The sequence below is a fragment of the Aureispira sp. CCB-E genome, from assembly GCF_031326345.1.
GTDB lineage: Bacteria > Bacteroidota > Bacteroidia > Chitinophagales > Saprospiraceae > Aureispira.
Genome location: NZ_CP133671.1, coordinates 6733745 through 6758161 on the forward strand (window position 1 = coordinate 6733745; position 24417 = coordinate 6758161).

Consider the following 24417-nt stretch of genomic DNA (forward strand, 5'->3'; position numbering starts at 1 on the left):
AGAGCTGAATATAAAATAGTTTGCTATATTCCTAATATTAATTATATTAGCATAAAGAGTAAAATCTCCAAATTCTTCCACTATTTTCCCCATTTATACTATAATTATAATATGACGACAACTTTACGTTCGACCAATTGCCACACCCAAAACCAAGATTTAATCATACTCAGTTACAAAAATCAGAATTCTTGGTTTACTTCGTTGTTAACAGAAACCGAACAAGCAATTGTACAACAAGCCGTCCAAAAAGATACGAAGCATCTCTTGATTCCTCGACTGAATCAGTATATCATCATAGAAATAATAGAGACAATTGATGATCGTGCTCAACTAAAGGAACAGATTCGGTCAATAGCTTCAAAAACTGTTGGTACACTTCGAAAACATCACATTAATGAAGTCGTTTTGTTGGATTACACAAACGATAATTTGAGTGCTTCTTATGCGGAAGGTCTCGTTTTGACCAATTACCAGTTTTTAAAATATTTTAAAGAGAAAGAACAACTAACTAGTCCTTTTCATACGCTTTATCTTTTAGAGGAATGTATTTCTAAAAAAGAAGTTACACTTTTAAATAATGTATTAGAAGGTGTTTGTGCTGCTAGAGATTTGGTTAACGAACCACTCTCCTTCTTAACTGCTGTTCAATTATCTGAAGAAATCAAAAAACTCGGTAAGAGAGCTGGCTTTTCCGTTAAAGTGCTTGATAAAGCAGCTATAGAAGCCCTAAAGATGGGAGGGCTTTTAGCTGTTAATAAAGGTAGCAATGACCCACCTACATTTTCCATCTTAGAATGGAAACCAGAATGCCCTACCAATAAACAACCAATTGTATTAGTTGGCAAAGGAGTAGTTTATGATACAGGAGGTCTAAGCTTAAAACCAACTGCCAATTCAATGGATTTCATGAAGTCGGATATGGCTGGTGCAGCAGGTGTTATTGGTGCTATGTATGCCGTTGCCAAAGCAAAATTACCCATTCATCTCATTTGTTTGGTGCCCTCTACTGATAACAGACCTGGTGTTAATGCGTATGTTCCTGGCGATGTAATCACTATGTACAGTGGCACAACAGTAGAAGTATTAAATACAGATGCTGAAGGTAGAATGTTGTTGGCCGATGGATTGCACTATGCCAAACAATATACCCCTGAATTGGTTATTAATATGGCAACACTCACTGGATCTGCAGCTCATGCTATCGGTAATCAAGGTGCTGTTTTGATGGGAACAGCTAGTGCTGCAACAAAAAAAGCACTCATACAAGCAGGAACAGAAGTACACGAGCGTTTGGTCGAGTTTCCTTTATGGAAAGAATATGGCGAACAGCTAAAATCCGATGTTGCAGATCTAAAAAACTTAGGAGGTCCGATGGCTGGAGCAATTACGGCGGGCAAATTTCTAGAACATTTTACAGATTATGACTGGATACACATCGATATGGCTGGTGTTGCCTTCTTGCATCATGAAGATGCTTATCGTTCCAAAGGAGGAACAGGATACGGGGTTCAATTGCTTTATAATTTCTTCTTGAATTATACAAAGTCATGATATTCCACATTTTTCCGTATCTTTGTAGCTATAACTAAATTCTAGTTAAAAATCAGATGTGCTGTTTGTTAAGTTGTATCATGGTTAACTCACTTAAAGATTTAATTAACAGATACACAAGACAAAGGGTTACTTGGCTGTCAATTGATAGATTAAAAAATCAATAAATTCGCAGCCCATACTTTCTTAAATCATTTCCAAAGATATAACTTTGGACAAAATAGCAAGTACGAATTGCTTGCATATATATTTATGACAAATAAAAGATTAAAAATAGGTATTTCAGTAGGTGACATCAATGGGATTGGTCTAGAAGTTATTTTAAAAACTCTAGCAGACAAACGTATTCTAAATTGGTGTACTCCTATTTTATATGGATCAACCAAAGTTGCTTCTTATCACAAGAACATCATTAAAATCAAGGATTTATCTTTACATAATATTAATGACATTCATGCAGCAAATGACAATGTCGTTAATGTGGTCAACTGTTGGATGGAAAATGTAAAAATTACATTGGGAAAATGCACTGTTGATGGGGGCAAATATGCGATGTTTTCTCTAGAACAAGCAACAGAAGATTTGTTGGCAGGGCATTTAGATGCCTTGGTTACTGCGCCTATCAATAAAAAAGCCATGCAAATGAGTGGTTTTGAATATCCTGGGCATACCGAATATTTGACCTCTAGATTTCAAGCCAAAGAAAACTTAATGTTGATGGTCAACGAAGATTTAAGAATTGGATTGGTTACCAATCATCTTCCGATCAGCCAAGTTGCTACTACGATTACGACAGAATTAGTTCTTAGAAAAATTGAACTAATGAATGAAAGTCTAAAAATGGATTTTGGCATTGACAAACCTGCTATTGCAGTATTGGGCTTGAATCCACATGCAGGCGATGGTGGTGTTTTGGGAACAGAAGAAATCGATGTTATTATACCTGCTATTGAAGCAGCAAAAAATAAAGGTATCTTGGCTATTGGTCCCTATGCTGCTGATGGGCTCTTTGGTTCGGGCAATTTTGCCAATTTTGATGGAATATTGGCAATGTATCACGACCAAGGTCTAGTTCCCTTCAAAGCACTATCTTTTGGCGAAGGTATTAACTTTACAGCTGGTCTCCCGATTATTCGTACCTCTCCTGACCATGGAACTGGTTTTGATATTGCAGGAAAAAACATCGCAGATTTTAGATCTTTTAGACAATCTTTGTACTTAGCAATAGATAGTGCCAAACAGCGTGCAGAATATATTGAGATGACTGGTAATCCACTAAAAGTAGTTGCTGTTAACGATATGGATGCTTCTCCTGACGATATTATTGATAACGATGGTGTTGCTCCTGAAGAACAAAACAAACCTAACAAAAAACGCAATCGAAAAGATAGGGAACAAAAACCAAGGAAAGATAATAGAGAGCAATCTAAAGATACGAATCAGAAAAAAGCTGCTTCGGATAACAAAAAAGCTACCAAAAATTCTAATAAACCGAACCATAATAAAACAGCTAAAACTAACTTAACGGTAGAGGAACGTTTGGCTTTAGCCGCAGAAAAAAAGCAGCAAACGGAACAACAAAACAAAAAAGGAGCATCTCAAAAAGTGGTTAAAAAAAGCCTTGAGCAACCAGTAGAGAAGCCTTCAGTGAAACCGATAGAAAAAACAATCGCTTCGGATAATGAACCGCAACCTAAAGAAACAAAAGCTCCTGTTTTAGATAATAATATTGTTGAAACAATGGAACCTATTCCTACTTTGACAGATGATAATCAAGAAAAAAATAATGATACGTCATCAGAAAATAAAAGCAATAACAACAAAGACCATACAAACTAAGATAAAGAGATTGCCCTGTTCTGTGTCGCAAAAAAAACAAGTTGTCAGTAAGCTGACAACTTGTTTTTTTTATCATATCTATTCGCAGTTGGTCGTGCTGCTATATTGTGTTTTCAACAAAGCATTCTAAAAACAAAACACACCCCTAGAACATTAATGCCTCTCTAATATCGTCCTCCGTTTCAATAATACCAACCGACCGCATTTTAAAGTTCAAGGTTTCCTCTTCTGTAGAAGTTTCATTAACAACCAATAGTTCATTTTCTTTGGTTAAAGCCCATATTTTGTTCTCAGCAGTAGCCTCGTATTTTAATTCAGCAGTGCTTTTATTTTCTTCATTGGGCGCAAAGTAATAGAGTTGTTTGTCCTTATTGGTTACAAATAATCGATCGACAGCAAGGGCAACCCCATTTTCGTCAACAAAGTTAGCTTGTACTTTCAATGCATCTTTCATTTCTACTTCCTTGCCACAATTCCATAACCCAAATCTATTAATCCTAAACCGATTGATAATCTCTTTCCATGCAATATCATGCTCCACAACTGCCTCTTCGCTCAAATTTTGGACTTCTACTAAAACATCTGATTCCCATTGCTCCAAGCGAATAAAATAAGCCTTCAATTCTTCTTTGTACAAAGCCATTGCTTCTTCAGTATCTTCAATCGCAGGATAAACTTCAAATGTTCTAACAATATTTCCTTCGTTCGTCTCATAAACCAATTCCATACGATACTTATCATTGCCAAGCCCTGTCAATGTAACAGAGTTCCACGACGTATCAAATGTTCCTGCTGTCAGTTGGCTTGCAGAAGCCATTAGTTGTACGTTTTGGTTGTAAGCTGCTAATTCTGGAAATTCTTCTTCGTTTATATCAAAGTCAAATACTTGCATATTCTCACGTACTCCTGGCTTAATCGGCTTTTTAGGCTTGCTTTGGGCTAAGGTTGCTCTAGCCTGCTCAACTAACTCTTGGTTTGTCTTAGGATCAACCGTTGGTGTTGTTGTCGTTCCATTAGTGGTGGTTGCTGTTAGTACTTCAACATTATCATTAGCAACATATTCCCATGCATCCTGCTGCTTTCCATAAACATACACCTTCAAATCATTCGTTGGAATATTGGCAGCCACCTTGCCTTGTAGTTCTACCTCTAGCGTCTTGTCCATGCTTAAATAGACAGGTTTTCCATCTTGAAAGCCTTTGATTTCCATCATTCCTACCGATTGTAAGTTTTGATGCTTGTCCAACTCTTTCGGCACTCCTGCCAAAAACATATCCACATGATCGTTAAACTCTCGATACTGAATGTCTACTTTTCCTTTTACAGGCTTACCTTTTTCATCTACAAAAGCCGAAGCTGGAACAATAATTTTAGAGCCCGACTCATAATTTAATGTTTCTCCTTCTTCCGCAGCATTGACAACCAAATTACCAAATGGTTTCTGAATTTTTGGCATAGGAGCTTGTAATGCAAAAACTTCGTTAATTTGATCAATCGGCACGTCCATTTTTGCATTAGACATCGATTGACGAATCATAAACACCAATAAAATAGAAGCAGCAACAGCCATTAAAGCTCCTGTTCCATACTTAATAAAACTTGGTGATACTTTTCCTCCCTTCTTAATAGAACGAACAGGAGTACTCTCCTTGGTGTCACTACTAGGAGGAACAGTTGCTTCTTGAAACTGCGCAAACAGAGCGTCAAAATCTTGATGCTTGCTAATTTGCTCAGAACTTAACTCTGGAGGATTAGTTTTAATATTGTAATTGTCTTTCATTTCTTTTTACTTTAAAACGGTTGAATTAGATCAGTGATTTAGTGTTCCATCTTCCCTTAATCCGATCGTTTTTGTTTCACAAATCGTTTCTTCATTTTCTGTAACAATCTGTAAATCTTAACTTTTGCATTATTTTCTGTAATGTCTAAAATATCTGCTACCTCTTTAAAAGGTCTTTTTTCAAAAAAGCGGAGTTCTAACAACTCTACCTCATCAGGTTTCAAATCTTGAATAACAGTTTTAAGAACAGTAATATTTATTTCTAAATCTTCTTTGTCCTCATATTCTTCTTCAAGGTCTTGAGCGGTACGCTCTTCTAAAGCAACCACTCGATTCTTATTTTGTTTTCTAAAGTGTTGTGCAATTTCATTGCTAGCAATTCTAAATAACCAAGCAGAAAAAGGAACTCCCTTAAAAACATATTTATCTATCTTTTGCATTGCTTTCAGAAATACCTGCGACGTCAAATCCGCAGCAAGCACTTCATCAACAGTACGTTTGTATACAAACCTAAAAATAGGCTCATAATAACGATTGTACAAAACCCTAAACTTAGCAGGATTTTGCTGTGCAGCCTGCACTTCAAGCCATTCATCTTCCATAGCTTGCTGTGTGACGGTATACTTGGATGTTGACATATATAGTATTCTAATTAATCATTCAATCTAAGAAACTTCTAGCCCAGAGGTCTGTAGAACATTTGTTAATCTAATTGGTCAACGATTGGTAACAGACTCCATTTCTAAGTGTCTCAACAACCCTTCGCAATTAATGAGAACAGATGTAAGTAATAGTTTTGTGATCAACTTTCTCAAAAAGCTTGCGTTCCTTTGTTTTCGCTACCTTTTCTCTTGTTTATCATCAAAATTTCTAGGAACGTTATTGGTCTATTGTTACGAATAAATCCCTATTTCCTACCACACGTTGTATTGTCTGAATCTCTCCATCTAAGGTAACAAAAAAATAAGCTCCGTCAAACCTCTTATTCGCTAAAATACGTGTACTCTAAAATTGTCTGAATTCCATCTTCTTCGGTAATGTGCATTTCCAGTAAGCCATCGTTGTTATACGTAAAATATTCCAACTTATAAATTTCTGGTCTTGGCGGTAAAGATGGTACTCTTTCTTTAGTTTTGTCCAAATCAGTCGGAGAATTATTCAAATCTCTTGGCGAAGTTGCCAGTTGGCCTTGCTTTTTTTTCTTCTTTTTCTTCTTTTTAACAACTGTTTCAGGCTCCTCAGATACACGAGAACTCATTGTCGGTTCGCGCATGACCCAATGAATTTTCTTGCTTATTCGATTATTCTCATATTTATAATCAATTGTAAAGAGTATCTTTCCTGACGAATTTCGTACTTGCGTAATTACTGGCTGTCCCTCCTCGTCCAAGAATGTTTTTCTATCTTTGGTAATCTCATACAAGTTTTTGTACACACGACAAGAATTGGTGCTGTCGGTATATTCCGTCACGGTCAACAATTTTTCTTTATCCAACAAGCCTACTAAACTATCCATATAAGGAGAGGTTCCTACAGCAGTGGTTTTCTGCCGTACCACTCGATTTAGACTATCAAATTCAAATTCGTCTAACAAACGCACACTCTTATTGGGTGCACCATGCATTTTTACTCGCTGAAAGGGCGTTCCATTATGTTCGTAGATATACACATAGGTATAATCCAAACTTGTGTTTTGCAAAGAATCGTAATTCAACTTCTCAACCGCCGAGATCAAATTTTGCTTATAAAAGTATTCTATACTCCACTTTTTGAATCCTGATGGCAAATAAGTTGAAATCATCCCCATTTTCCCATCTACAAATTCATACCGTTGATATTGATGAGAATACTCCACTGCTTCTGCCCACATTTCGCCTGAACGATCCTCTGCACCCCTCTTGTATGTTCCTTTCCAGATGGAACATTTATTGTTTCCCAACTCCGACACCTTCTTTAAGTCGAAAGGTAAATCGGGATATACTTCTGGATAAATCGTTACTTGAGCTTGTATCGGTTGAATGCACAAAAGCAGACCTCCTATCAAAAAGCATTTAATAATTTCTCCTATAGTCCTCTTCATATGTTCTATCTTTTACGATGACAACTTGTTGATACATTTTATATTTGATGGGTTCACCCAATTGATTTCTAGCAGGATTCCATTTCGAAGCTTTTAGCTTTCTCAAAACTACATTTTTTAAACGTGAATCATTGCTTTTTAGCACCTCAACCTGACTTACCCAACCATATTGATTAACAGAATATTCTAAAACAACAAATTTCCAATTTTTTAGATCCATTCCTGCTCGATAGGGTTTGATGTTCATCAGACCAAAATCGCCTCCAGCTAAAGTTGGCAATTGCACTATTTTTTCTTGAGGATCAATTGTTGAGCCTTGAAGCGAATCTATGGTACTTGTTTTCAAAATGGATATTTTTTTTTCTACAGGTGCAACGACAATTGTTTCGTCTTTGGGAGCTAAACTAGGTTCTAGAGTTTGTTTTTTTCTAATAACCAATGTTTTTTTGGGGAGGCAGGTTGTTGCTGTACTGTCTTGTGCTACTAGAATTGGCATCATAAGCCAACTCATAATAACAGTAACCACTAGTTTCATATCAATAGAGTTTTCGCTATTCGATTCATTCACAAGATGAAATCACAAATCAAATTGACTGTCATCAAATTCATTTTCAATAGAAATATACTTCAGTAATTATACCATAATTAGGCTTTTAGGAAGAATAAAAACGTAACTTATCTGATATATCTTATAAAATGGCTTCTTTTTTTGACTATATTTGGTTTCAACATACTAAAATGACAAAGAACTTTTTCTTCTCTACTGGTATAACTCCTATTTGTAGAAAGGATACAGTTTTTTCATTTTTTTTTGAAAAAAAACAATAAATACGCAAGAAGTAAGTTGAATACTTCTTTAAATCGCTCAATAGATGTCGGAAAATAAAAAAGGGTTGGCCTTACATTGGCAAATTTTAATCGGGATGGCAGCTGGTATTGCTATTGGTTTTGCCTTAAAAAATGTTGATGGAAGTGAAAAATTTGTCCTCAACTGGGTATATCCAATTGGTAAAATATTTGTCAATCTACTCAAATTGATTGCTGTCCCATTAATTATTGCCTCCTTAACCAAAGGAATTGCTGACCTGCAAGACATATCCAAACTTTCCAAAATTGGAGGTAGAACAATTGGCACCTATTTAGTAACAACCGTAATCGCCGTAACCTTAGGTCTAGTCGTTGTCAATACATTACAACCTGGAGTGGGTTTATCTCAAAGTACCATTGATGCAATTAGTGCTAGTAATATGGACAAAAGTGCTGGCAAAGTAGCAGCAGGAGCAGCACAGTCACAAGTAGGACCTTTACAATTTGTGATTGACATGGTGCCTGATAATATTTTTGCGGCGGCAAGCAGCAATGGAAACATGCTTCAAGTTATTGTATTTGTTCTATTTTTTGGCATCTGCTTACTTTTAATACCCAAAGAAAAAGCAAAGCCAATGCACGATTTTTTTGATAGTCTCAACGAGGTCATTCTAAAAATGGTTGATGTCATCATGCTCATTTCGCCCTATGCTGTGTTTGCTTTGTTGTGCAACTTAACTGTAAGTACCGATCCTGAAATTTTTGGAGTATTGTTCAAATATGCCCTCTGTGTTGTTTTGGGGCTTGTGTTAATGGTTGGCATTTATATGGCAGCTATCAAGCTATTTACAGGACGTTCTCCGCTTGGTTTTCTCAAAGCTATCAGTCCAGCTCAACTATTGGCCTTTTCTACAAGTTCGAGTGCCGCTACCTTGCCAGTAACTATGGAACGAGTAGAAGAACATGTAGGGGTCGAAAAAGAGGTAACTAGCTTTGTGTGCCCAATTGGTGCAACAATTAATATGGACGGTACTAGTTTATATCAAGCAGTAGCTGCTGTCTTTATTTGTCAAGTAATTGGCTTTGATTTAAGCCTAGGAGATCAATTAACCATTGTCATAACCGCCACGATGGCATCCATTGGGTCTGCTGCTGTACCAGGAGCAGGAATGGTAATGCTTGTTATTGTTTTGGATACGTTGGGAATCCCCTCTGACAAACTAGCATTCGGGATTGCCCTTATATTTGCTGTGGATCGACCATTAGATATGTGTCGAACGGTCATCAATGTCACAGGAGATGCTACTGTCGCTACTTTGGTTGGCAAATCTGTTGGAAAATTGAAAGATCCTCAAGTAAAAAATTGGGATGACCACTATAAAAAAGAAACCATCTAAGGTTATGATTGTTCATTTTCTATGATAAAATAAGAATGAGACGATTTGACTGATCAAATCGTCTCATTTTATTATGAGTGGTATGCTATATTTTTATTAGCCTCAAAGTTTTCGCACCAAAAAACTATTTTTATGATACGGTTTCTTTTCACCACTTACTTAAGATCTAAATCCTCTCGATCTTTTAATTTTTTATCTTCTACATTCTCGTTCAAAAACCCATTTAATTTATCTACTGAATAAGAAGAAATAATTTCTCCAAATTCATTGATTTTAATATCAAAACCTTTTAGATCATCATGCGTCTTTGGATTTTTTTGGTTCTTGTCAGACATTGTTTTACGATTTTTATAATGAATAATATGAGTAAGTAGTTTTTTGTGCCACTTACTTATAACTACCTAACGTCTTCTAGGAGTTCCCCAAGTCCTGTTAAATTTATTTAACAACTCAGGTTTTCTTAATTCAATCGTTTTTCAAGACGAATTTGAGTGCGTTCAGCCTCTCCTCTTTCCATTCCTATCTTATCCGCAAAGGCATAGATTTCATCTCTTGACATTTGACCATTGGCTCGAATATATGCCTCAATAGTATAATCTTGTGCATAGCGCAATAGTTCTTCATGTTTTTTCTCCGAAAACTCAAACATTTGCGAATATTCGTCCAATTTTAATTGTTCTTCATCAGCAAACTCATTATCTGTCAACGCTACTGCTGCTACAATCATAAATACATTTTCCCTAGCCTCTTCGCTAACCTCTTCACATTCTACCATAGAAATCGAAGGAGCACGCATCAATTCGCCTAATGTACCTGTTTCTTTGTTCAAAAAGTCATCAAAAAATGCTTTTTCTTCTGCTTCTATCGTACCATCTGCACGAGCCATTTCCACTAACATACGAGCTAAGATTTTCTTGTCATAAGCTTTGGTTAATGGATTTCTTTTGATCAATTTTTCAAATTCAGAAAATTCTGTTGCCAAGCGCCATTTTCCTCTTTCAAGTGTCAATTCTACCATAATTTTTTCAAATGCTCTCACGACAGCCGCTTCTTTATCTTTCTTAGAAACTTTCAGACCATCTGTTCCTTGACGCAACATCTCATTTCCTGCCATAGAAACAGCAGTTCCTGCAAACCCTCCTCCAACAGCTTTACGCAAGACACGCAAAACAGAAGAACGCAATCGTCCTAAAGCCGTGTTGGTAACCATTTTTTTTACACGTGCCGTACCATCTGCTGTACTAGTTTTGATATGAGCAACAGAGTCAAAGACTTGGTTCTCTACTTGAAACTTGCAAAGCACCTTACTTCCATCCACTTTTTCTTCCAGAATATACGGTTTTATTGATTCGTATGTAATTTCCATTGTTTAGTTCTTATTTTGATAATTCTAAATTGGTTCTTTTCTATTAAATTTATATACCCGAGGTAGCACTAAAGCTAGTTATTGTAAGCTAAATTAAGAGCAAGATTTAACGCCTAATCTATTTTACAACCTTCTTAATCACCTAACAACTTACTAAGGGGAAAGCGTTCCATTTAAGTTCAGTTTTACTAATCCCATCATATTGTTAGTTCCTAACCCAAACTTGCCTGTAAACACATAACCTGTTAGAGAACTTTGAGCTGTTGAACCAGACATAATTGGCAGAATTGTACCTGCTTGATCACTCGTCAGAACAAGGCTATTCCCATCAGCATAACCAAAAAAGTAGGGCCAACCTGTTCCAGTATCTATATCCAAATTGGTATCAAATTTAGTAATACAAATATCACTTTCAAACAAAGTAGCCTCGTGTGTAGACGACATGATGAAGCCATTATTGCCTGGTAGTAATGCAATTGAAGCAACAGAATGTACTCCTCCATTGCCATTTCTATCTTTCAAATCATAATACCTCAAAAAAGGACTCACAGTAGCTCCGGCAGTTACTTCTGTTATTTGCAAGCCCAGTATTTGTAATTGCAATAAAACAGCTTGCCCATCATTTCCATTGGTACTTGCTTCATTTTTAGTTACATGAGCTGCAATCGTTACAACATTATTGTCTGCATCATACACAGAATATGCTCCCGAAAAATAATCTCCATCTACCGAAATTGTCTTTCTACTCAAAGGTGTTCCCCCTGATTTATCCACTAATACAGCATGAATTCTAGGTAGAAAGTTACCTGTTTGTGTAGACGGAGCAGTAGCTCCATCATGAGAGATACCACAAATCAGGTACCCTTGAGGCAAAATTTGGATAGATGCACCATAATCATCCCAAGGAAACCCATAAAACCAGTTACTAGAGGTCCATCCAGAGTTAATAGTAAAATCACTATTCAATAAAACCGTAAAGACATCGGTATTATCGTATGCTCCTCCTGTCTGATCGGTGTTATAAGGTTTGCTTCTATTAACGTTCGTTGAATAACCAGTAACAACATAACTATAGCCACCTGCTGTATCCAATTTCATATCCGAAACCTTCTCTGTAAACTGTGTATTGGTATTGCTTTGTAGTTCAACACCATCTGTTGTCGTTGGAGCTCCCGTAGCATAATCCAATTGATATAGAGCAATTTTAGTTTGGCCTTCTACCCCTGTTCCTTGACTAGTCGAAGATGGGTAATTGTAATATGTTCTGTTAGCAGCAACGATATAAGCAGATTGATCGGGCAACTCAATAATTCGAATTCCCTCCTCATCAAATCGCAAATAGTCAAAATTGGCATCCACATTTCCTTCTTGGCGACCAAAAGCAGAACTCCACAACTCGTTCCCTAAAGAATCTGTTTTAACAACAAAGATATCTCTTTTGTCAGTAGAACTATATGAATTGGTAGACCCCAACAGAATGTATCCACCATCTGCTGTTTGAACAACATCTGTAGCTGTTTGAGCTCCAACGTGTCCATAATATTTTACAAAGGCAACTTCTTGGTTACTAGGAGCAATTTGCTCTTTTTCACAACTAGAACTTAAATATGCTGTCAAAACCAACAACATAAGAAGTACATTTTTTCTTGATATATGCAGCATAATTTATTCGTATTTTACTTCAACTTTGACTCGCTTATTTTTAATATCTTCGATTTGTTTCTTCTTATCATCTAACATTTTAGAGCCTTTTGTTTTACCTTTTTGAATGTCCTCTATAAGACTTGGTTTTTCTCGCTCCATCTCCTTAAGAGTACTGTTCAACTCTCTTTTGATGTCCTCGTCTGTTTCTCTCTTTACATAGTTGCGTTCTTTCTCCAACCATTTATTATACTTATTATTGATAATAATTGGATTGTATTGATGCTTTTTGCGAGGCACATAAAATGCCTTTACAAAACCAACCGTCAATGCAAAATTATCTGTTCTAAAATCATTATCCACATGACCATGATAATACACCAACTCTAAATTAGAATAACGATTGTTAATATCTACGTTATTTAAGAACATTCGTGTATATCTGAAATCAGCATATAGAAAATTGCGTCCCAATCGAAACTTGATTCCTGCGCCAGCAACAAAAGAAACATTTACATTGGTACGAAGAGACGGTCTATCGTTCAATTTTGTTATAACCACACTATTAGCAATCGTAGATTGACCTCCTAACTCAGCTCTAATTGTTTCTGGTTCTGTTCTTCGACTAACATCTGTCATATCCGCATACAACAAGAAATTAGCAGCAACACCAGCATAAACATAAGGTAATACACCTTTAAATTTAGTAACATTGTACCGCAACATCAATGGAACATCTATCCAGAATTGATTCTCTTTAAATTTCAATGTAGAATACAACAATGGTCCTTGTCCTTTGGTGGCATTTAAATCATTGGTGTTTAACCCTGTAGGATTAGCCGTTGTAGCAGAAATATACATCGAATCACCAAATGCATATGTGCGATAAGCAAAAGTAGCATCCAATGTCAAATCAAAATTATACAACAAAGGCAATTCAAAACCAACAGTAGCATTGGCTCCAAAAACAACTTCTCGCAAGTACCCCTCATGATCTGCCGTACCAGAAGTATTGTCCACCCCATAATTCTGCAATTGTTCTATCAATGAAAAATTAAGTCCACCACCAAAGTACATAGAAAAAATAGGTCTCCTAGTGAATGTTCTTGAAAGGTAAATTAAATCGTACGACTGATAAGAGTCTCCCATCGTATCTGGTTCATAGAGCGGATTGATTCGGAGTATTTCCCTAAAAGAATTGTCTGCCGCACCAATTTTGTCCCTATACAAATAACTTTCTGTTATCAATTGGAATGCTTCTAAACGCTTTTCCGTTGACATTGACTTGGGATCTTTCGCACAAGCTTCGATAGACTCGATTTTTTCAAGTTCTCCTTCTTCATACCATTTTTTAGCTTCATCCAATTGGCAATTGTCTGAGGATGTCCCTCGTTTTCCCTTTTGCCCCTGTGCAGTGCTAATGCTGAGTAGACTAAATGCGCAGCATAGTAGAGCAAACGAAATGACAGGACAGTACAATCTCACCTTCATTATTTCGGTATTTTATAGTTAAATAGTTTTGGTTCTAAATATCATGCAATTTATTACAATAGCCACTTCTAGAAGTCTTAGGCTAAGTGATGATTGAGCTTTGATGAGCTTTTATCATCTAATATATGCAACTAATATAATTAATTGTGCCAGTAATTTGATAATTTTTTGAGGGAATTAAGTAGATGCCCTATTTATAGTTCATTCCATTTGCACTTCTACCTAACAATAACTAGATGATTACAATGCCATTGTGTTTTAAAGGCTTTAATAGGTTCGAATGCTAAAAGGTTTCTGCACTCACTTAATGCCATTATTATGAGAAGTATAGTACCTAAACTTAGAGATCGCTAGTTCGGCATTTGGGTTTCTTTTATCGTTGTCCTCTCCCCTCTCATTAGTTATCCCATAAAAAAACAGAGTCAAAGATTTATGAACCTCTGACTCCGCTCTTCTTCTATTGGTTATCTGCTTCTTCTAACTTTCGAGCCTCTCTCATTTGGGGAACCATTTCTCCACAAGTAGAGAATGGAATTCGACGTCCGCCATTTGGAGTTTCAATATAAAGTGTTCTTCCAGTAGGGTCATCTGTTCCAATGTATCTTCTCCAACTTTTATCACTTAAATTCTGGCGAACAATATCACAAATTTGATCAGCATATAGGGTCATATCAACCTCCCATAATTTTAAATGACCATTGGCGGTTCCTGTAATAACTTTTGTTCCATCATTGCTAAATGCTACTGAAGTAACCCAATCCGTATGATCTGTCAATTTAATAGGGTTGTACTGTGCTCCTAAATAAGGAAACTCTTTTGAGTCGCCATAACCACGATATTTTTCATCACGGATAGTCCAAAGTGTTGCAGACTTATCCAAACTACCTACAATCAATAGAGTACCATCTTTACTAAACTCAACATCAGAGATAGAAGAACCGTGTTGCAAGAATTTTTCAGGCAAATAAGTCGGGTCCTCATTCACTTTGTTCATATCCCAAATCATCAGCGTTCCATCTTGGTATCCAATCGCAACAAAACGACCGATAGGATTGAATGCAACAGCTGTAGCATGTTTTTCGCTTCTAGGATCATTCAACAAAAATTCACGACGTTGATTTTTTAAATTCCAAATCCATACTTCAGATGATTTTCCAACACCTGCCAAGTACTCTCCATTACTAGAAACATCCAAAGATGTTAATCGATAAGGCGTTTTTCCAATAATAGGTGAAGTTGCACCATCCATATTGGTATAATTTACAGCTGTTCCGCCAGATCCATCATCGCCTGCCGTAATAATAGCTTTGCCATTAGGCGTATATTTTAACGCCCAGATACGGCGTCCTTTGTGCGCATCTAACTCATTTACAATTTGTCCAGACTTCGCATCTGTAATAAGTACTTTATCTCCATCACCAGCTCTAGCTAGTTGTTTGCCATCAGGACTAATATCTAATGTTCTAGCCACTGCTGTATTACTAGAAAGTATTTCTGGTTTGTTTGATTTATCTTTGCGAGCAGCTTTGCTACCATAAATATCAAATTTCCATTTTAACAACAATCCATCAGAACCAACCGTGTAGATATGCCCATCGTTTCCTGCAACTTTGATGTTACGAATACGACCAACTCTGCTTCTACCGTCTGGTGCTTGATCCAATCCATTAAAATTAGGGTTATTTTTGTTGACTTCTTCCAAGCGGTTCAATGCCTTATAAATAGCATCGTACACAAAAGCATCTTTATCTTCTCCACCACTTGCAGAATTTAAGTCATATGCCTCTTTAGCCAAAAGCCCTTGGATATCTTCATTTTCTTCTTTTGTCGATTTAACCGCAATACTTTGTGCCATAGAAAGACCTTTGATTCCCAATGCAATTTCTTTTTGGCGAATAGCATTTGCTTTCTCCTTGTTGGCTACTTCTGTTTGTGCTATTGCAATATCTTTGCTACGCAATGCATCTTCTTTAGCCAAACGAGCCTCTTCCGCTTTTCGCTTAGCATCTCTTTCAGCATCCTTTGCTTGTCTGGCTCTAGCTTCTGCAATACGAGCTGCCTCCATTGCTGTTAAGTTAGCAGCCTCTGCTCTAGATTTTTCTTGCAGTGCTTTTTTAGCACTCAAATCGGCATAAAATTCTTGGCGACTTGCTTCCTCCTTACTTAATTCGGCCAAATAAGTTTGACGTAAAGATTCTCTTTCATTGGCATTAGCTACTCGTTGGCTTCGATGCGCCAAAGCAGCAGAATAAAGTGCCCACAACATCATTCCAATACAGAACAAAACAACCCCTACCCCAATGGCACTCCATCGTTTTCGTTTAGTATCTTTGCGCTCTTCAACTTCACGATCTCTATTGGTAGCAGCGACATCATCTTCATGACTAAGTGTCAAAAATTCAATTGCTCGATCATAATCAATTTCAGGGTTTTCATATCGTTTTGACCAACCTTTGTTGGGGGGCAGTCTCCAAGAATAATCTTCATCATATTCTTCTGGATTGAACCACTTCAACCCCATAATTAATTCTGGGTTCGTCCACAAACTCCCTTTCCCATCGTGGTACAAAGCAGCCGCAGAACACAAGCGACCATACATTTCCGCTGCTTCAGCTTCTTCATTTGCCCACCCTTTTAGACGAGTCCAACGTTTAATTAAACTATCATGCGCAATGCTAATAACACTATCCTCATCTATTTCTGCAACAGGTGGTGCATTTAGAAAACGTCGTCCAGATTGGCTAAAGGTATAAATCACCAAGCGCACCTCACGCATAGAACGTTCGGTTATTTCCATCATTTCCCGAACAGTCACCGCACGGCTAGAAGCGCTTCCATCAGGAGCTTTTTCTACCATTGCTCTAAAAATACGTTCACAAATGATGCGTTTTTCTTCTGTATCCAAGTCAGAATATGCTTCTTCAGCATGTCTCGCCATTGCCCCTTTGATGGTTCCCACACCTTTGTAGTGCGACATAGCAATAGCGACTTCTGTATTTTGTTCTTTATCTAACCAGTAATTCCACATACGCAACATCGTATGTTGCAACGTGGCTAACTCGTCTGTATTTTTACCTAAATCGTTGATAATTGCCTTGACAACAGCATCATCTATTTCTGCTCGTACTCCTGTGATTTTAACCGCACGATCGTGTTGAATAGGATTAACAATAATACGTTTAAGATCTTCTGGTTTTACCCTTGGAATCAAAAACTGACCATCGTTAATTGCCTCTGCCAAGCCTCTAAATTCGGCACAATCACCAATATGATTCGAGCGCATTGTCAAAACGATATAAATAGGAGCCTCTTTTTGTCTACTTGCATTCAGTAACAAATTGACAAAAGTAGCTGCATCCTCTTCGTTTCTCTTATTTTTTTTACTAAAGTTGAATATTTCCTCAAATTGATCGACAACTATCATTAAGTTTTCTCCTCGGCTGATCGTAGATTTTTTGAAAGCCTCAACGATTCCCAAACTGCCATTTCGGAGCATTCCCTCAATTTTTGCAGGATAACTAGGGTCCATCATTTCGTCTCCATGCAACACATTTCGCTGTGCCAGCTGGCGACTAAGGTTTTCCAATGGATTGTTGCCAGGAGTACACGTAGCAATGCGCCAAGCAGCTCCTGCTTGCCCATTAAATCCCTCCTTCAAGCGAGGAATCAACATTGCCTTAATAAATGAAGATTTTCCATTCCCATTGCTACCTACTACTGCCAAAAAACGATTAGAGCGAAGTTTGCGTAACAATTCATCTAGTTGACGTTCTCTACCAAAAAAGAATGAACGGTCGGATGGCTCAAACGAGCGAAGCCCAGTATAAGGGGCTTGTATATTGAGGGTTTCTACTCCTTGCATAGCTGTCTTAAATTAACTGAATGTCTCGGGGTTATGAAAATACATCTATTAAAAGATAACATTGTAAGATAAAGAATTATTTAATAATAAAGAACTCCTTTTCCTTAATCCTTTAAGGTTTGTCGTTTTTTTTTGATAAAATCCCTAAAAAATTGAAAAAATTCGAAACAATATAGAATCTATTTTGTTAGAGTTAGGTTATTATAATACTTCTTCTTTCTCGATAGGTAGCCTATTATTCCTTTCTTTTAAAGCTTTTTCTATCAAAAGAAAAAAAGCTTTATCCTTTTGAAAAGGCAACTAATTTAATAAAAAAAATGAACTTCTAAAATGATCTATAGGAATTAATAAACAATAAACATGTATTTATTTTAAAAATGTATTAATTTCTAGAAAACAATGCTTATTGAACTTTACAAAAGTATAAAATACTCCTCTACTTTTTGTCCTTTTCATATTAAGTTTGAGTTAAAGGTCTACTCGCTTAATCTTAGCACCCAATGCATTTAAGCGCTCATCAATACGCTCGTATCCTCTATCAATTTGATTGATTTGCAATATTTTACTAGTTCCCTTCGCCGACATGGCAGCAATCAATAAAGACACCCCTGCACGAATATCGGGTGAGGTCATTGTTATTCCTCTCAAAGGATATTGTCTACCCAATCCAATAATATTAGCTCGATGTGGATCACACAAAATAACCTGTGCTCCCATATCTATCAACTTGTCAACAAAAAACAATCGGCTTTCAAACATTTTCTGATGGATCAGAACACTTCCCCTTGCTTGTGTGGCAACAACCAGTAAAATACTCATTAAGTCAGGCGGAAAACCAGGCCATGGCGCATCATACACTGTCATAATAGAGCCATCTATAAAGGTTTGAATTTCGTATAATTCTTGCGCTGGCACATAAATATCATCGCCAATAATTTCAAATTGTATTCCCATACGACGATAAACAGGCAAAATATTTCCTAAAGCATCGGCTCGGACATTTTTAATGGTCAATTCAGATTGAGTCATGGCAGCCATTCCCAAAAAACTACCAATTTCAATCATATCAGGCAACAAGCGATGCCCTGTTCCAAACATTTGACCAACACCTTCTATGGTTAATTTATTAGAGCCAACACCTGTTATTCTTGCGCCCATTCCATTTAACATTTTGCACAACTGTTGTAGGTAAGGCTCGCAAGCAGCATTATAAATAGTCGTCATCCCTTTTGCCATTACAGCAGCCATCAAGGTATTGGCAGTACCAGTTACAGAAATTTCATCCATCAAGATATAGCTTCCTTTGAGTTCGGTCGCTTTGATGGAGTACATGTTTTTATCAATATTATAATTAAACGCTGCTCCTAGTTTTTGTAATCCCAACAGGTGCGTATCCAATCGACGGCGACCAATTTTATCTCCACCAGGTTGCGGTAAAACAGCCTCTCCATAGCGAGCCAACAAAGGTCCTAAAAGCATCACAGAACCTCTTATTTTGCTTGCTTTTTGTACATATTCTACACTCTTCAAATAGTCTAAATCAATTTCTTTTGCCTCAAAGGTGTAACTATTGTTATCAACCTTATTAACGACAACACCTAAGCCTTTTAATAAATCAATTAACATCACCACATCTTTTATATTCGGCAAGTTGGTTAATGTTACTTTCTCTCGTGTTAATAACGTAGCACAAATCACCTGTAAGGCTTCATTTTTAGCACCTTGAGGTGTTATTTCACCACTTAACTTGTGTCCTCCCTCTACTATAAAAGCTTGATTTTTATTTGACATAATAATTTAAAATTTCGTTTTATTGTTCATTTCGGATATTTAAGTAATCGTTTGCTGAAAACACTTACTTTTTTTAGAGTGATCATTTATTATAAACTATATTATTAATAATCAACTCGATATAACTCAACTGTTGCTCCCCACTTTTAGGGATACTTATGGCTAAGTCATTCAACCTTAAAAATACTAATTATAATGTGAGTTATTCATAGAAAATCGCTTCAAAGTGATAATTATTTGTCAGAGATTCCACAAATTTTAAAATCTCCCAATATTTGAATCTCTTTTTCTTACTTTATAATTCCATCACAAAATCATATCAGCTTAATTATCCGTAAAATGCACTCTTACTTATTTTAAACCTAAAAAACTGATAATCAACGGCAACTCCCTCACAAAGTACTACGTAGTAGCACTAATACAAGATGCTTATTTATGTTTTTCTATAAAAAGCTAAAAAATCAACAGAGTATTATTACTTTGTATTTCTTTATAAGTAAGTGGTCAGAAAAAATAAGAACAAAAAATGGGATTATTTTTTGTGAATCAAAGAAGAAAAAGGAAGGCTTAGCGAGCTAAGACAAGTTTTTCTGATGAAGAGTAGCGCAAAAAGAAGGCTGTTTTAGCTACACTGCTACTGCGTGGTACTTGTTATTTTTTTTGAACGATTACTTAATCACAAGACTCAATGATTTATGAAATTCAGTTTTAGCAAATGGCTCAAACGCCTAGTGTATTTGTCTATATTTGTTTTCATCAGTTCTAACTTTGTATTGTACAATCATGCTTATTATTTTACACATTTTGTAGACAAAGATTTACCCAAAGTTACGACCGCCACCCTAGATAATAAATCTCTAATGGATAAAATAAAATTAGGCATTTATGGGGTAGAAATTCCTAAACCCCGTAACAAAACACTTCCCGATAGCACTTATCAAGCCGTTACTTTGGGCAGTCAACCTCAACTTCATGCTTGGATGCTTTTAACCACACAAACTCCCAAAGGAGTCATGATTCTTTTTCATGGATACAGTGTCTCTAAATCTTCTCTATTGGAACGTGCCAAGGTACTTCGAAAACTAGGTTACCATACTTTTTTGGTAGATGCTAGAGGACATGGTGACTCTGAAGGATTTCAGACATCAATTGGCTATCATGAAGCTCAAGATGTGTATACTGCTTATCAATACATTAGACGATATTACGAAGATTTGCCAATTAGTTTCTTGGGCGTATCGATGGGAGCAGTAAGCATTCTCAAAGCGGTACATGACTATCAATTAAATGCCGAAGCATTGATTTTAGAATGTCCTTTTCGTTCGCTTTCTGATGCAGTATACAATCGATTTGAAAATATGAAAATTCCTACTTTCATTCTACCTCAGTTGCTTCTTTTTTGGGGAGGTATTCAAAATAACATGGACTTTAAAGCACACAATAGTTTGACCTATGCCCAGAAAGTGACAATACCAACATTGATTATTTATGGGAAAAAGGACCCTAAAGTGAAACAACAAGAAGTAGATGATATATTTAATGCCTTAGTTAGTGAAGAGAAAAAGTTAACTATTTTAGAAAAATCAGGGCATGATAATATTATGCAAGATGACGTTGCAGGGTGGACCAAAGCCGTCTGGAGTTTTTTAGATTAGACGCTTCAAGTCGTCATTTATTAAAACAATGGTCTAGGAGCAATGCTAGCAACTACGCGTCACATCTTCCTAAAAAATCATTAGTCGCAAGTTATACTTGCGACTAACAACAACTTTCTAAACATTTAGTTAAATAAAGGATTCTCTTTTAGCGATTATTATATTTCAACATAAAAACAGGATCAATTTTCATAATATCCCAATCATCAGGTTCGCCGACATCGTACAAGGCATCTTTTTCCGATCCGATATAATAAACAGGGATCTCTGTATCCCCTATCCCCGCTTCTGCTAACAGAGCCTCTGCTAAACGCGCTGAGTCCTGTCTATACTCTGCAAGTAGGTACTCTTTCCTGCGATCAAGTTCTTCGTATGCTTTGTTGTAAATTTGAATACCAATCAATTCATTATCTCTATAATAATACGTTTCGGTACGTTCATTTTTTTCGGTATCGTCATAATAGTTGACAGCTCCTGTCAACACACCATCTTCATAAACAACAACATCTGTTTTGCGTTGTCCATTTTCGTGATACTGGATTTCAAAATTAATGTTTCCATCTTTGGCAGCAGAATAAAAGAATTTGTGTTTCGGATTGCCATTCCCCCAATAATAAACAGTAGAATCAATACGAATACCATTTTCAAAATGAGCGATCAACAAGGTATCACCTTCTTCATCATACTTGTATTGAGTACCATGCATACGGCTTCTTCGATAAGGGGCATCTTCCATCTTGTAGATAATTCTTCCCGTTAGTTTATCGGTCCAATAAGACGTAACAATGTATGTACTATCGGTATCTTCTACTTTAACTTCACAAATCTGGGGTGCCAAAGAATTGATTGTAACCGTTGTATCTGGATAAACAAGGTCTTCTGTGTCGTCAAATGGGTTTAAAGCTTTTGGAATTTCGCAAGAGCTTAATAAGCCTAATAGGATAAGAAAACAAATAAAAACTTTCATATTACTTAGGTTGAAACAACGCTATCCTATCTAAATAAAATTAGGGAGTCAAGTATGAAATCATACTTATAAGCGCATAATCATTAACAGGTGTTATGGTACTAAAATAATCATCTATTGAGCACATTCAAAAAACTGCTCAACTTAGTAGTTTGTTGACCAGTTTATGAGATCGCTTAGTTACTTGCCACATTGCGTACGCTCGCTATGCTCGTAAGTTTAGTTAACAAAAAGATAAAAAATACATTCCTGTTAGTTTATCAACGACCACGAAGTAGTAGTGCAGCTAACTATTTAATATAAATATAAAGCTTTATCTTGGTTTTATAAGAATCTACCAAAGAAGTTTTTTGTCTTTTAGCATAGGGATAACAACTTCCTAATACCAAAAGGAAAAGCCATTTTCTTTTGAAAGAAAATGGCTTAGTAGATTAGAGTGCCCATTACTGGGATATATTTTTATTGATCGCCCAAATCGGTTGCTAAATAGCTCACTTTACGGAAATCAATTTTACGCAATTCTGTTTTTACATCGGTAACAATACCCATTTTAACGCCTTTGTCGACACGCATAGCGCAAGTCATTTTATCACGTAATTTAGCAGGTGTTACCTTTTGTTTTTCATTGGCAATAAACAATGGAATTTGCGAAGCATCGGCAAATTGATCGTTCAATTGGATACGAGGTGCTGTTCCCATCTGAGAAATATATTTCTCTACTGGCGAACCGATATAAATATGCGTAACCAAAGATTTTTTTTCTAATTTTTGTAGTTCAGAAGCATTCGGTACCTGAATTTTTACCATTACTTCACTATCTCTCATTTTTGTTACTACCATAAAGAAGAACAATAGCATGAAAACGATATCTGGCAAAGAGGCAGTTGTGATACCTGGTGCGTCTTTTTTACCTTTTTTCTTAAACTTAGACATAACTTAATATTATAATCAATAAGGTTAACTTTCTAATTAAATTCTACACTATTGGTTGATAGCAATAGTTGAAGATTCTACTTCTGAAATCACCAAAGGGTAATTTTTGCGAACAGCAGCCTGCGATTTTTTATCCAAATCATCATAATGTTGTCCAAATCTTCGAAGCGATTCATTATCCCAAATATGATTGTATCCAGCTTTAATTTCGTTGTAAACCGCCACATAAGTTTCGTAAGAGGTACCATGATCATTTTGTAATGACACGATAGCTTTTTTAGGCGATTCGGCTTCTTTCAAAATTAACTGTTCTGTTCTAGATTGCAAAGAGCTCAATTGAGCTCTTTCACCTTCTATCATCAATTCATTTTTGAAATTTATATGTACAGACAATACATTTCTATTTTCATAATTCTGTTTAACAATGTCTTCTGTCCAAGCTGGCAACAAGACATTTAGCCCTGTATCGGTTTGGATAGTAGTTGTTACCAAGAAAAAAATCAACAATAAAAAAGCAACGTCTGCCAAAGATCCTGCACTAACAACAGGTACCATTTTTTTCTTCGTTTTTTTCATAAGAACTTCTTTTTAATGGTCATACTATTCCAAAAGATTGCTAGATAGAAGTTCTAAAAACAAGCATCAATCCTAAATGGTCTTGATGCTTGTTTGATATGATGTACAAACGAATCTATAATTTCATACGCAACTAAGTCGATATACTTGTTGGTTCTGCTTCTGAAATTACCAACGGAATTTCGTCTCGTATAGATTTGCGTTCCTTACGGTCTAAATCTTCGTAACTACGTCCATATTTGCGTTGAGCAGATTCTTCCCATAGCTCGTTATAAGCTGCTTTTAGTTGATCATAAACACCTACATAAGCTTCATAAGAAGTTCCATTATCATTCAACAAACTTACCACCGCTAATTTAGGCGAATCGGAAGCATTGGGGTCTTTACCATTATTCATGATAAATTCCTTTAGACGAACTTTAATTTCTTTGATATCAGATAAAGGAAGTGGGCGACCACGTACCAACAATTGATTGTTAGCATTGATTTGAACAGCAAATACATTTCGCTTGTTCTTTTTTTCTGGTGGTGGCGGCTCCTCTACATAAGGCGGCAACAAGACACTAAGTCCCGAATCCGTCTGTATAGTTGTTGTTACCAAAAAGAAGATCAATAACAAGAAGGCAATATCTGCCATCGACCCTGCATTGATTTCTGGAATATCTCTTTTAGCCATAG

18 protein-coding genes are annotated in these 24417 nt (G+C 36.4%); 4 read left to right on the forward strand and 14 right to left on the reverse strand.

Features of this window, described 5'->3' with window-relative positions:
• The first annotated feature begins 111 nt into the window (after positions 1-111).
• Both QP953_RS26105 and pdxA read left to right on the forward strand, forming a co-directional pair.
• On the forward strand, positions 112-1554 hold the full coding sequence (locus QP953_RS26105) for a M17 family metallopeptidase (protein ID WP_052596695.1): 1443 nt from the start codon (positions 112-114) through the stop codon (positions 1552-1554).
• 252 nt (positions 1555-1806) lie between these two features.
• Positions 1807-3393: a 4-hydroxythreonine-4-phosphate dehydrogenase PdxA gene (pdxA, locus tag QP953_RS26110; protein ID WP_309553392.1), complete on the forward strand. Its 1587-nt coding sequence runs from the start codon at positions 1807-1809 to the stop codon at positions 3391-3393.
• Positions 3394-3538: 145 nt separating this feature from the next.
• On the opposite strand, the gene QP953_RS26115 is transcribed toward pdxA, so the two are convergent.
• The 4 genes from QP953_RS26115 to QP953_RS26130 form a co-directional block, all read right to left on the reverse strand.
• Complete coding sequence (locus QP953_RS26115) at positions 3539-5173, reverse strand: hypothetical protein (RefSeq protein WP_309553393.1); 1635 nt, start codon at positions 5171-5173, stop codon at positions 3539-3541.
• Between the two features lie 56 nt (positions 5174-5229).
• Positions 5230-5811 carry an RNA polymerase sigma factor gene (locus tag QP953_RS26120; RefSeq protein WP_052596697.1) on the reverse strand — a complete coding sequence of 194 codons (582 nt, stop codon included), beginning with the start codon at positions 5809-5811 and terminating at the stop codon, positions 5230-5232.
• A 344-nt stretch (positions 5812-6155) separates the two neighbouring features.
• Positions 6156-7253 carry a hypothetical protein gene (locus tag QP953_RS26125; RefSeq protein ID WP_052596698.1) on the reverse strand — a complete coding sequence of 366 codons (1098 nt, stop codon included), beginning with the start codon at positions 7251-7253 and terminating at the stop codon, positions 6156-6158.
• The gene (locus QP953_RS26130; RefSeq protein ID WP_052596699.1) at positions 7225-7788 is read right to left on the reverse strand and encodes an energy transducer TonB; all 564 of its coding nucleotides are present in this window, start codon (positions 7786-7788) and stop codon (positions 7225-7227) included. The genes QP953_RS26125 and QP953_RS26130 overlap by 29 nt, the downstream gene beginning before the upstream one ends.
• 337 nt (positions 7789-8125) lie before the next feature.
• Between QP953_RS26130 and QP953_RS26135 the strand changes: the two genes are divergently transcribed.
• A complete protein-coding gene (locus QP953_RS26135) occupies positions 8126-9457 on the forward strand; it encodes a dicarboxylate/amino acid:cation symporter (protein WP_052596702.1) in 1332 nt (443 codons plus the stop codon).
• Between the two features lie 155 nt (positions 9458-9612).
• Here the strand turns inward: QP953_RS26135 and QP953_RS26140 are convergent, their stop codons facing one another.
• The 6 genes from QP953_RS26140 to murA all read right to left on the reverse strand — a co-directional run bounded on the left by QP953_RS26140 (position 9613) and on the right by murA (position 19608).
• Entirely contained in the window at positions 9613-9792 is a 180-nt protein-coding gene (locus tag QP953_RS26140; RefSeq protein ID WP_052596704.1) for a hypothetical protein, read from the reverse strand.
• Positions 9793-9917: 125 nt separating this feature from the next.
• On the reverse strand, positions 9918-10823 hold the full coding sequence (locus QP953_RS26145) for a TerB family tellurite resistance protein (protein WP_309553394.1): 906 nt from the start codon (positions 10821-10823) through the stop codon (positions 9918-9920).
• A 153-nt stretch (positions 10824-10976) separates the two neighbouring features.
• The gene (locus QP953_RS26150) at positions 10977-12485 is read right to left on the reverse strand and encodes a hypothetical protein (protein ID WP_309553395.1); all 1509 of its coding nucleotides are present in this window, start codon (positions 12483-12485) and stop codon (positions 10977-10979) included.
• Between the two features lie 3 nt (positions 12486-12488).
• On the reverse strand, positions 12489-13955 hold the full coding sequence (locus QP953_RS26155) for an outer membrane beta-barrel protein (protein ID WP_052596708.1): 1467 nt from the start codon (positions 13953-13955) through the stop codon (positions 12489-12491).
• Between the two features lie 457 nt (positions 13956-14412).
• Positions 14413-17817, reverse strand: a complete 3405-nt coding sequence (locus QP953_RS26160) for a hypothetical protein (protein WP_052596711.1) — start codon at positions 17815-17817, stop codon at positions 14413-14415.
• Between the two features lie 468 nt (positions 17818-18285).
• Positions 18286-19608 (reverse strand): UDP-N-acetylglucosamine 1-carboxyvinyltransferase, encoded by a 1323-nt coding sequence (gene murA / locus QP953_RS26165; RefSeq protein ID WP_052596713.1) that lies wholly within the window; start codon positions 19606-19608, stop codon positions 18286-18288.
• 695 nt (positions 19609-20303) lie between these two features.
• On the opposite strand from murA, the gene QP953_RS26170 reads away from it, so the two are divergent.
• A complete protein-coding gene (locus QP953_RS26170) occupies positions 20304-21263 on the forward strand; it encodes an alpha/beta fold hydrolase (RefSeq protein WP_309553396.1) in 960 nt (319 codons plus the stop codon).
• 148 nt (positions 21264-21411) lie between these two features.
• On the opposite strand, the gene QP953_RS26175 is transcribed toward QP953_RS26170, so the two are convergent.
• From QP953_RS26175 to QP953_RS26190, 4 genes are all read right to left on the reverse strand, one after another.
• Entirely contained in the window at positions 21412-22230 is an 819-nt protein-coding gene (locus QP953_RS26175; protein ID WP_052596717.1) for a toxin-antitoxin system YwqK family antitoxin, read from the reverse strand.
• Positions 22231-22689: 459 nt separating this feature from the next.
• The gene (locus tag QP953_RS26180) at positions 22690-23163 is read right to left on the reverse strand and encodes a biopolymer transporter ExbD (protein ID WP_052596719.1); all 474 of its coding nucleotides are present in this window, start codon (positions 23161-23163) and stop codon (positions 22690-22692) included.
• 48 nt (positions 23164-23211) lie between these two features.
• Positions 23212-23739, reverse strand: coding sequence for a biopolymer transporter ExbD (locus QP953_RS26185; protein ID WP_309553397.1), 528 nt, complete (start codon positions 23737-23739; stop codon positions 23212-23214).
• Between the two features lie 133 nt (positions 23740-23872).
• Positions 23873-24415 carry a biopolymer transporter ExbD gene (locus QP953_RS26190; RefSeq protein WP_052596726.1) on the reverse strand — a complete coding sequence of 181 codons (543 nt, stop codon included), beginning with the start codon at positions 24413-24415 and terminating at the stop codon, positions 23873-23875.
• Between the last annotated feature and the right edge of the window lie 2 nt (positions 24416-24417).